Consider the following 10,730-nt stretch of genomic DNA (forward strand, 5'->3'; position numbering starts at 1 on the left):
CTGGCGGTGGAGTCGCATGAGAACTGGCTCGAAGCTCACCGCTACCTCAACATGGACGACCTGAAGGAGCACAAGAAGGAGCACAAGAAGGAGCACAAGAAGGAGCACAAGAAGGATCAACTCCGCGAAGCCGCTTAGCCAGCCTGACTGGCCGCCCTGCTTTGCAGAACTTGACGCACACAATCCTGGTTCGCATGCTGCGCGAGGCGGATCTGCATGCCCGTGCTGCCCAGGAGAATGCCTTGCCCGGGGCAGGGCCGCCCCAGCCGTAATGGATGTCACTTTTGTGAGATCAGCCTCACGGCGGTGATGAGGTGTCCTGCTACTGCAGCATGGTAGCAACCGGTGGGCCTCAGTGACGGTCCGCATCAAGATCTGGGTACGGGGCAGGGGCGCAGAGGGAGGAGAGAAGGTGACCGAGGGCACGTTCACCTTTGTCGCCATCGACCAGCACGGCAAGCCGAGGGCCTTGGCCAACGCTGACGCAAAGTTGACACTCCTGCCTCGCGAGGTACTGAACGCCGATGCAGTGGCCCGATCTCGCGTCCAGGCTTTTGCCAACTGGGCAACGATCCAGAGAAGGATGATTTCGCCCAAGATAGTGGCCACGCGTAGCGCTTCTGGGCCGCGCGTATGCTGAGCGGAGGCGCGCCAGGTAGCTGCGGCTCGCAGACTACCATTAGACTAAGAGTATCGGGTCCTCGTAGGAAGAGCGCAGTGCCGACGCTCCTCAAGCGGCAATGGCCGCGTCTCAGGTCTCCATCATGCTACTTGGCGGTCCGCGATTACTCTTGATGCACCCCTCTGCGCCGCCTTCGCCGCCTCTTCAGCATCGACGGGGAGATAGCTGAAGCGAGATGTGGCGCAACCAGCATGAGCAAGGAGGTCCAGCCCGCTCGCCATGTCCCGACGGCCGACTGTCCAGCGATCCGCCACTGAGGAAGGCGAAAAGTCCAACGTCTTTGTCGCAAGCTCGTGGCTGGCGGCCTGGTAGGCGAGGTGAACCAGCTTGACCTGAGGTCCTTTCGGGTCAAGTTGCTCGCGAAGCCCGTATTCCCGCTGGAGGGACTTGATGCTCTTACGGCCCGGGCTGGCGAACATGATGTCCTGCGTCCGCTCCAGGACCGCGTCGAGCGAGGCCGGCTGGGGACTTCGCAAGCTGAACAGCTCGATGGCGATACAGAGGAGGTCGTGCTCCAGCGGCTCGTTGAAGGGCACGTCCACGGGCAGGTTGTTGGCATAGCCCGGATCGCACAAAAGCCGCCCGTTGATCTTTACGGGCGGGAATGCCGGCGTGATGGCGGTGCTCGCCAGGATGTGCTCGGGCCCGATCTCCTCGCGCGTGTTGTCGAAGAGCACCTCGTCGCCGCTCTCCAGATCGACGCAGCCGATGGTGAACCGGACCTCTGCCCGGTTGAGCCGGTCGAAATCGACAAGCCGCTCAAGTGTGTTCCGGAGCGGGGAGTGGTCAAAGATCGCAACATCGTTTGGCACCCATGGCAACGCTGACCAAAGGCCTGGATAGCGCCTTTGGAATATGTTGGGGCGGCAGAACAGAAGGGTGAGCATCGAGTGCACGCCATTATAGGTCTGGCGCAGCGTCTCGTTGCGGCTGACTGCTCCATACGTGTGATGCGTTGCTTCTGCCCAGAACTGCTTGAGCTTGGCGAGGCGGTGCTCGGGGGCATTGCCGGCGAGGATCGCACCGGTTACAGCGCCGACTGACGCGCCGATGATCCAGTCAGGGCGGACCTCCTGCTCATCTAGGTACTCGCAGGCCCCAGCAAGGTAGGCTCCGAGTGCATTACCACCACCCAGCACAAGGGCGGTCTTTGGTTGACGGCGCATAGTGGCCCCTTAGCCATGGTTCTGGCGTTGTTCGTATTTGTAGAGTGAGGCAGATGAACGTGTTGCACTGCACAAAGTTCCATCCGCTGGAGCGCCGCCTGAATAGCTGAGCCTTCCTGGCGGGTGCCCGGCAATCAACCCTACGTCCCGAACGTGATGCTCGACTAAGCCGGCACCGAGGAGGATGGTGAGAAACCCAAGTAGCACAGGGACTTCTCGCCACCGCTCGTGCTCTCTGATGCGTGCTGATCACCGACCAATGTTTGGTCGATCTTTGGTCGACGCGCGATCTGTTCCATGCAGACATGTTAGCCATGGCCTCAACGAAAGGCCTCAGAGGATCCAGGGTTTTTCCTTTTTGGCCGCTCAAACGGACAGGGCAGGCCTCCTACGGGAAAACTTCCACCTCCCGGCGCGTTGAGCGAGCATGACCATTCTGAAGCTGGACATTGCCGACGATGACCGCCTCGCCCTGGAACAGGCCGTCGCTGTCTTGGAGCAACCCAACTGGATTACCCGGCTGGCGGGGCTCGCCGGTAAGCCGGTGGAGATGATCGGCAACCTAACCCCCAAGGCGGTCACAGGCTTGGTGGCACGCGCCAGCCAGAAGGCCCTGATGGTGGCTTTGCGGCTGGCGATGACGACCATGACCGCGAAGCCCTTGTGGCGCAGCGAGTTGCTGCACAAGGTGGCAGCCGCCAGTTCAGGCGCTCTGGGCGGCGCCTTTGGTCTCGCCACGCTGCCGGTGGAACTCCCCGTCTCGACTGCCTTGATCCTGCGGTCCATCGCCGAGATTGCGCGTCAGGAGGGCGAGGACCTGTCGGATCCGGAGGCGGCGCTGTCCTGCATCCAAGTCTTCGCTCTAGGCAGTGGCAAGGAGGACGCGAACCCTGCCGAGAGCAGCTACTTCGCCGTGCGGGCGGCGCTGGCGCAGTCCGTGGCCGAGGCGGCGCGCTTTATCACTGAGCATGGCTTCGTTGGGCAGGGTGCACCGGTGTTGATCCGGCTGGCCTCGGAGATCGCCACTCGCTTCGGCATCGCGGTATCGCAGAAGGTCGCGGTGCAGGCTGTCCCCGTCATTGGGGCGCTCGGTGGCGCGGCGGTAAACACGGCCTTCATGGACCACTATCAGGACCTCGCCCGGGCCCACTTCACCGTGCGGCGGCTGGAGCGGACCTATGGCCGGGAGGTAGTGCGGGAGGCCTTCGACGACATCCAGGACCGGGCGGGCATCGGCCCCGCCTCCGACAAGGAGCCGGCCTCTCTGCCGCGGCCGTAAGGCGCATTCGGAACCGGGTGCGGCTGGACCAGGTCACCTGGCTCGCGAGCTAAGGCTTCGAACGGGGCGGCATCACGGCATTGTTGGCGTGACTGCGCTGGCGTGACTTCTGGGCCACAGGACGGGGCTGTGGTGTCCGGCAGAGTTCGTGCTCGCGCGATGCGGATCGCGTACCGGTGAACGGAGGCGATCCAATACTGCGACTCTGCTGTCTCTGGCGGGATGCAGGTGATGAGGGTGCGCCGCGATCAATCCTCCACGGACAGCTTCCGCCTTGCCGCGGCATCTTTCGCTTGAAGGCCCAAAGGGCCTGGTCAACGTTGTCTCTGACTAAAACCTGCAAAGCATGTCCATTCTTGGTACCGGGAGCTCATCTCCCCCGGGATTCGCTAGCCTGGTGTGCGCGTGATCTTCTTGATCGGAACGCGGGGGCGGCCGGCTTTCTCGGCAATCGCATTGTCCTGCTCCTCAATGGTTCTCCGGGCGGGCTCATCGCCTTCGAGCCCACCTAAAAGAGCGCGTGGGACGCGTCGGTTCGAGCTGCGGGAGCCATCCTCGTAGACAACGTCGAACAGGGCATAGCCGCTCTCAACGGGCTTTGACTTCTTGCGGGCCAATGGTCGTTTTCCTTTCCTTCGACGCGAGGAAATGTTGCTTCAGCAAAAACGCAGAGGCCGCCCGAAGGTTGGGCGGCCTCTGTCGCAAAACGGGTGAAGGTCTTGATCAGGCCGTCTTAAGGTTCCCCGCCGACTCCTTGCCGGTGCGGCGGTCAGATTCGACCTCGTAGGAGATCTTCTGTCCCTCAGCCAGACCGCGCAGGCCGGCGCGCTCCAGGGCCGATGCATGGACAAAGACGTCCTTACCACCGTTGTCGGGCTGAATGAAGCCATAGCCCTTTGTTTCATTGTACCACTTCACAGTACCAGTCGCCATTGAATTATCCTTCAGTCCTATCAGGTGCGCTTGCGCAGGATTATCCTGCCGCGTCCAGCCAAGAGGTCAAGAGCCTGCTGCCGACTGGGGGTTTGCTCACATCAGGCTCCTTTCACCTGCGAGAGAAGTGCCCTAGCTTCAAGGCAGAGCAGATTCTGGGGCTGATCAGACCACATGTGAGAGACTACAACACGCCTGCTTCGTCGAGGATAGTTGCCCCTGAGGCATGGAGGCGGGCGATGGCAAAGCACCTGGAGCAGAGGATCCGTGAGCGGGCCTATAAGATGTGAGAGAGCAAGGGCTGCTCCGGTAATCCGGAGGACCACTGCTTGATCTGATGATGCCGGCCCTGGATGGAATGAGCTTTATGCGGGCGGTGAACGCTGAGATGCCTTCGCCTCCAGCGGTTGATGTAAAGCCGACTACCAGCACATTTCGGGCAGGCGTCGCTTCCAGCGCTCTCCACGCCGTAATGGAATGGTCATACCACGCCGCCTGGCCCGACGTTGAGTGCCACTGAGTACGTGCTTGTCTTTGGCTCTTGCATGGTGATGGTCCACCGCCTCAATGCGGCATGCAGCCAACATCTTGGTCGACCCACTGCCGTTCTCTTCAGCTGGAAGATTGCTGGCTCGCAGATGCTCGCGTATCTGAGCGGGAGGAAGAGCGGAGATCTTACTGACCGGTGTAGTCCCAGACGAACTGATGTGGGTGGCGGCTTGCCGCATCGTAGCATTGGACTGTCGTGGCCGAGCATTCGCATTAACCCTGCTTCGGGTCGTGCGGCTTTCCACTATTCGCTCATCTGCCTGCTGCTGGATCCGTTCCGCGGCAAGTTCAGCACCCAGAACGTCGGGCAGGATGCGCCCAGTGCGCAGCTTCGCAAAAGGCCCAGCAGCCGGAGTTTTCGGCGAGGAGGGCTTGCTCTCGTGCGAGGGGCCGACCTGGAAAAGATCACTCCAGTCGACTGAGGGCTGTGAGGAGGCTCATGTCCGAAGGACGTGAGCAGACATTCCCTAGGAAGGTTCCCGGGCGGATGACCTTCTGCTGTCCTGGATATGTGCGGAAACTTCAGTCTACTACGCTTTGATTCGACCGTAAACGCCGGCCTTGTCGCTCGATGGCGCACTTGATGTACTCGTCATGAAAATCTGATTGAAGGAAAGGCGGTCGCGCTTTGGCAGATCCTACCTGAGGCTTAGTTAGGGACGCTATCTCCCATTTCCAATGCCTGATTGGATCTCTGATTGAGCGTGGGATCCACTCTCGTCCAGACATGACAAAGCCCCCAATGGGAACACCATGCGAGGGCTTCATGTAAGTTTTGTTGCGGGAACAGAGCGGTTCCGCCCCACATCAAGGTTATCCGGCATCCTTCAGTCATGTTGCGCGTACATCCGGCGTCAACTGGCTGTTGGAGGCTGATCCCGTTTCCGGGGATTCAGTTGAGACTGTAAAGAGGCGTTGTCCTTGGCAGGCCCGGCAATGACCTACTCTCCCGGGTCTTGAGACACAGTACCATCGGCGCTGAGGGGTTTAACGGCCGAGTTCGAGATGGGATCGGGTTCTTTTCCCCTCGCTCAGATCACCGGACCAGCCAAGGACAACAGCAAGCAAAATCTTTTTTTTTCATCATGATCACGAAAACGGATCATGAGAGCAATCAAGCCAATCGAGCCATTAGTACCAGTAAGCTCAACACGTTACCGCGCTTACACACCTGGCCTATCAACGTGGTCGTCTTCCACGGCTCTCAAGGGAGTACTCGTTTCAAGGTGGGTTTCCCGCTTAGATGCCTTGAGCCTCATGGCATCGGGTCCAATCAAGCTGATAGATCAAAGACACCGAGGAATTCAGAGGAGGCGTCGGAGACCGCCGGATCCGGCAGCGCCCACTAATGAGATATAGTTACTTCCGTCCAGAATGCAAGGGGGAGACCGACGTTCGGTTCACCGGGATTGCTCATCAAGCAACCTGGCGCCGCTCCCGGTCATGCCGGCTCGGCACAAAGACCACCTGCCGATGCCAGGAGCACCAGCTGGAGGTCTCAGAGGTCGGCGCGCCGCAGCACACCACCTCGTCAGCGGCCACATCAGTCACGATAAACCGGCACTGCCGCGCCCGGGCATCCACAAATCTCGTCTGATAACGCGCAGACGGCTCCGCGACATAGCTTGCGGCCATGGGTCTGAACTCAATGTTGGGAAAGCAAAAGCTAACGAGCACAGTAGCTGAGAGGTGCGCGTACATCCGGCGTCATCTCTCAGCTCGTGGCCGTCCTCCGGTCAAGCGCATGATCGCAACCAAGCTGAACCTCAGATGGTTATAAGGCCCGGGATTTGCAAGGCGTTGGTCGATACGAGCCTGAATGGAACAAGACCGCCCACGGTCCGTTGGGCCGGCATGCTGCACCACGAACCGCATCGCCCTGGATCTCGGCGCAACCGGAACGGCCATCCTTCAAGCCGCGCCCATCATATGCCAATGTCAGAGGTGTTGGCCCGTGGGCTTATCGCCGGGGCAGTCGGTGTGGCGGCAATGACCCTGGCCGAGAAGCTGGAGCAGGCGTTCACTAAACGACCGAACTCCTACGTTCCAGCCCATACCCTGGAGCGGCTCCTTGGTCTGCCTCATCGGCCCGACCACGAGCGGCTGCTGCTGGGTACTGTCAACTTGACACCTGATTCGGCGCAGCTGCCGCAAGTGCTGCCCTCAAGCCAGTCCATATCAGCCTACGAGGATAGTCCCGGTCGCATCGCGCCAGGAATCGAAAGCGCGCTCACGGGCCACGCGATACTCACTGGCGGAAAGGCGGTGACGGCCGAGTTGGAAGTGATTGTGGATCCGAGCGTGAGTGGCGAGAAACTGCTGGGCTGACTTAAATCGCCGCATGTGACGTTCCCGCCGTCGGGTCGGTTGGTGCGACACCTCACAACGGTTGTTGAGATACCGGCTCTGCCGGTGTTCAACGCCCGGCAGGATCTCACTTTTGGCGGCAGCATAGGATCCAAGTTTATCCGTTACGATCACCCGTGGTACATAGCACAAACCCTTCAGCAGCTTGCGGAAGAAGCACTTCGCCGCTTTCCTGTTGCGGCGGCTCTGGACCAGCACGTCGAGCACGTTTCCGTACTGGTCAACCGCTCGCCAGAGGTAGTGCAGCTTGCCCCGGATGCGGACAAATACCTCATCCAGAAACCATTTGTCGCCGGGTTGCGGCCGGCGCCGCTTAAGGGTCTTAACATAAGTCCGCCCAAAGCGCAGGCTCCACTCGCGGATGGTCTCATAGCTGACCACGATGCCCCGGTCAGCCAGGATTAGTTCGACTTCACGCAAACTCAGGCTGAAGCAGTGATACAACCAGACGGCTTGGTTGATGATCTCGGCTGGGAAGCGGTACCCGCGGTACGGATCAGACGTGGTGCTCATGCCCGAGACCCTGCCATACGCCCGAACCTTCGCCAACCTGACAATGCCTTTAGGATGGATGCACCCCTTATTCAGCTGGGGCCACGATCCCGTGGGGCGATCTAGTGTTTAGCAGAATGCGCCAGAGATTTCAGATGAGCAAAATCTCCGGCGCGGCTGTTTAGTAGTCTCTGGGCGCAGGGAGGAGGAAGGATCCCATCGCCTGGGATGGCCGGAGGAGGGGCTTTTCAGGTCCCTTGACCATGAACCGGGGGGCTGCCGGGTCGAAGTTGAGCTCCAGGTCCATCGCGGCCTTGAGAGCATCAGCGTCGGCTGGTCCGTAGAGGCGATCAAGAGAAGCCGTATCATCGGCCGAAACGAGGATCGAAAGGTTGGTCCTCTTGGCGGCTGTAGTCAGTGCTGTGATCCCTGAGATCGGTTCGGCCTGATCGGTGTTTGTGAAGATGAACACGGCAGGCCTCTGAGGCTGGTCGGCGGCCTGTTCGCTGCGGCCGTGAATTGCCTCGTCAATCAGCTGCTGCCACAGGAGGCTGGTCAGGAGGTTGTAGGCCGCGGAATGCGGGCCATGGCGGGTCGGGCAGCACACATAAACGGTTGCCGGGCCGCTGAGCTCGACTCCCTCAGAAGCGCTGATGTTCCGGTGCGCGGCCCAGTGGCCGCGTGGATTGCCGGAGGCCCAGGAGGTCTCGGGGGCATGAAACGGCAACAGCTGTTGCACGATCGCGTCGTGGATCACCCGACGACGCTCTTCGGAAAGAGCCGCGTAGGCGCGCAATTCGAACAATGCCCTCGGGCTCTCGCACTTATCGGCGACAGCTACATAATCACCGGCATCATCGTCAAGTCGGTGTTCACTGAGGACCGTGTACAGGCCAGCAAAAGTCGGCTCGACCAGGCGCAGGCCGCCGGCGTTAGCGACCTGAGCCGCGGCGAGTTCCAGAAGCCCCCAGAGAGCGGAGATCGCTTCCTGCTTGATAGTGTCTTCGCCATCGTTGATTATGGTCTCTGGGATCCTGGCAGATCCTCCCGTCCATTGGGTGATCAATGCTTCCGCAATGTTGTGTAGCCGCCGGGAGTGAGTTTCAGGATCGTTGCCCAGGTTGATGTCGGCGAGCGGATTATAGGAGCTGCCGTTTTGCCACCGAATGCGCGACACGGGTCCCAGTCTGGCGCGGGTCGCACCGGTGAGGTCGTAAACCTCCCCAGTCGGGTCGTCGACGATGTAGCTGGCCGATGTACCCCGCAGAAGGGTCGGGACGATCACCCTCTCCACCCGCTGGCGCGAGCTGGCTCCAAGAAGGAGAGTATTGGCGTTCTGGGTCGTGCCGTGTGGGACGCCCCGGCGATCCTCGCCAAGCGTGAGGATTGCGCCATGGGGAGCGATGATGGCGTCTTTCGAGAGCCCAAGTCCAAAGAGTTTTTTGAGAAGGTCTTTCACGTGGTCTTATCCGTTCGGGTAAACAGGAAAAGGGTGAGCAACTGCGAACAGTGTTGTAATGCAAAGGAGCTCATGGGGACCGGTGTCGCAAAACTTTGCGGCAGGTTTTCGCAGACAAATGAAAACAGTGGCAGGCGCGTCGTTGATCGTTGGAGTACCCAATCGGACCAGGGCTTCAGGGTTGTACCGCTCCGACCGGGCACGAGCGGAACATTGGAGCCGCGGGCTGGATGCAGTGTCCTGAGATTGCCCCGGCAGGCCATCTGCCGATGAGCTCGCCCCTCCCCGAGTGTCATCGATGCGGGTTGAGAGGGAGCCAATGCCATTCCCAACATTGCCGGAAGGATCAGAGTTCTTAGGCAGATCGTAGATCGATCGGAGCCCGTCGCACTCTACGGGCGATCAATCACCGTGTACTCTGCGTCAATCACGCCATCCCGGGTGCGATGCTGTGCCTGACGCAAGCGGCGTCGAAGATAGAAGTACGACGCAACGCCGCCAGCCAGCACCAGAGGGAGCACAACGAAGAACCCGATGAGCATCACTGCCAGCAAGGCGACCCCTGCCGCAGCCAGGACCATCAGTCTGATCATAGTGGGGAGAAGCCGGCCTGAAGGAGTTGAAATCCTGGTGGTCCGAAAGGTAGCGGAATCCATGGTGGGATCCTCCAATTGCGGTCGCACTCGTGGGCGCAGGAGCAAGAGAAGAAGTCCGACATCGCGAGCGGCGACCCGCTCGCCAGAGGGGCCCGGACCCAGAGGCTAGGCTGACATGGGGCAGCTGTGAGAAGGATGCAAGATCGAGATGCAACAATTAGCTACAGGAGGCCATGGAGATTGGCTTAAGGTATGTCGCCGTTACGTCCGTTCGTGCTCAAAACGAGCTGGCCGGACGGGCGCGCTTTAGGACGGTCACGGACAGAGATAGCCACGGTTGCCGTCCGAGACGCACCGTGCCCCGTTCGGGAGGATGATCCCGCCCGTCCCGTCAGGCCGCACGATCTCCCGGTTTGCCAGCGTGAAACCGCCACCCGCCTCCGCAGCCACAGTCGTGCCGTCGGGCAGGGTGTACCTGCCGTCGCGGTAGGTCACGCGTCTCGTGTACTTTGGTGCGGATGTTTGCACCGGGGAGGCGGATGGCATTGATTGCGTCGAGCCCAGGTTCGCAGGCGGCACGGGTCGGGCCTGCTGGTCGCCGGACGAGACGCACGCTGACAACGCGACGGGCATCAACAGGACGGACAGCAGGCGCATCGAATTCCTCCAGGGCAGGTGGCCGGACCTGACTACTGCCAGCGTCCAGCGATGATCATGGCTAAGGAGGGTTACACCGACCGAACGATTACTGTACCCAACCACGCCCATTATCTCAATTAGTATTATCGTGCAGGTCCTTGCCAGCCCCCTGGTGGACTGTAAAAGGCAAATACCGCTCACGGTTAATGGTAAAACATTGCGTGATGTACAGTCGAGCAAGACAGGCGCACAACGTAATTCGAGGAACCGTTCCCGCCCGAGCTCGTTGCTCTAGTGCATTGCAGCAAATCGCTCGCAGTTGCGAGATAGCCTTCCTAGTGCATGAAGCCCCGCATCCGGAGCTCAAGTCTGTACTAACGATCGCTAGTTCAACGGCACTTCCTTGACTCGCGCCTACAGCTTGCTTGCGACACCGGGAAGTGCGGCAATATCACCTTTGTATTGCGTCTAGTAATTATCATTTTCATAGCCCACGAGGATCATATGACAACGAGCAAACAACTGACCCAGACAACTCCTGCCAACGCCGATGAGAATGCCAAGCAGA

The 10,730-nt window shown here is 60.3% G+C and carries 9 protein-coding genes, 1 rRNA gene and 1 other annotated feature; of the genes, 1 reads left to right on the forward strand and 9 read right to left on the reverse strand.

Features of this window, described 5'->3' with window-relative positions; genetic code table 11:
• Positions 1-762: 762 nt before the first annotated feature.
• Entirely contained in the window at positions 763-1,848 is a 1,086-nt protein-coding gene (locus JKG68_RS28600; protein ID WP_202065419.1) for a patatin-like phospholipase family protein, read from the reverse strand.
• Positions 1,849-2,275: 427 nt separating this feature from the next.
• Between JKG68_RS28600 and JKG68_RS28605 the strand changes: the two genes are divergently transcribed.
• Positions 2,276-3,127, forward strand: coding sequence for an EcsC family protein (locus tag JKG68_RS28605; RefSeq protein WP_202065422.1), 852 nt, complete (start codon positions 2,276-2,278; stop codon positions 3,125-3,127).
• Positions 3,128-3,516: 389 nt separating this feature from the next.
• Here JKG68_RS28605 and JKG68_RS28610 read toward each other — a convergent pair whose 3' ends face one another.
• From JKG68_RS28610 to JKG68_RS28645, 8 genes are all read right to left on the reverse strand, one after another.
• Entirely contained in the window at positions 3,517-3,744 is a 228-nt protein-coding gene (locus JKG68_RS28610; RefSeq protein ID WP_202065424.1) for a hypothetical protein, read from the reverse strand.
• Between the two features lie 106 nt (positions 3,745-3,850).
• Complete coding sequence (locus tag JKG68_RS28615) at positions 3,851-4,060, reverse strand: cold-shock protein (protein WP_202065426.1); 210 nt, start codon at positions 4,058-4,060, stop codon at positions 3,851-3,853.
• Between the two features lie 1,477 nt (positions 4,061-5,537).
• Positions 5,538-5,653: ribosomal RNA gene (rrf, locus tag JKG68_RS28620) — 5S ribosomal RNA — on the reverse strand.
• Positions 5,654-5,732: 79 nt separating this feature from the next.
• Positions 5,733-5,817 (reverse strand) — a sequence feature (23S ribosomal RNA rRNA prediction is too short).
• Positions 5,818-6,025: 208 nt separating this feature from the next.
• A complete protein-coding gene (locus JKG68_RS28625) occupies positions 6,026-6,244 on the reverse strand; it encodes a GcrA family cell cycle regulator (RefSeq protein ID WP_202065428.1) in 219 nt (72 codons plus the stop codon).
• A 543-nt stretch (positions 6,245-6,787) separates the two neighbouring features.
• Positions 6,788-7,489 carry an IS6 family transposase gene (locus JKG68_RS28630; RefSeq protein ID WP_202065429.1) on the reverse strand — a complete coding sequence of 234 codons (702 nt, stop codon included), beginning with the start codon at positions 7,487-7,489 and terminating at the stop codon, positions 6,788-6,790.
• A 160-nt stretch (positions 7,490-7,649) separates the two neighbouring features.
• Positions 7,650-8,927 carry a type IV secretory system conjugative DNA transfer family protein gene (locus JKG68_RS28635; protein ID WP_202065430.1) on the reverse strand — a complete coding sequence of 426 codons (1,278 nt, stop codon included), beginning with the start codon at positions 8,925-8,927 and terminating at the stop codon, positions 7,650-7,652.
• 392 nt (positions 8,928-9,319) lie between these two features.
• Positions 9,320-9,583 carry a hypothetical protein gene (locus JKG68_RS28640; RefSeq protein ID WP_202065431.1) on the reverse strand — a complete coding sequence of 88 codons (264 nt, stop codon included), beginning with the start codon at positions 9,581-9,583 and terminating at the stop codon, positions 9,320-9,322.
• A 255-nt stretch (positions 9,584-9,838) separates the two neighbouring features.
• The gene (locus JKG68_RS28645; RefSeq protein ID WP_202065432.1) at positions 9,839-10,102 is read right to left on the reverse strand and encodes a hypothetical protein; all 264 of its coding nucleotides are present in this window, start codon (positions 10,100-10,102) and stop codon (positions 9,839-9,841) included.
• Positions 10,103-10,730 lie beyond the last annotated feature (628 nt).

Source organism: Microvirga aerilata (assembly GCF_016743775.1).
Lineage (GTDB): Bacteria > Pseudomonadota > Alphaproteobacteria > Rhizobiales > Beijerinckiaceae > Microvirga > Microvirga aerilata.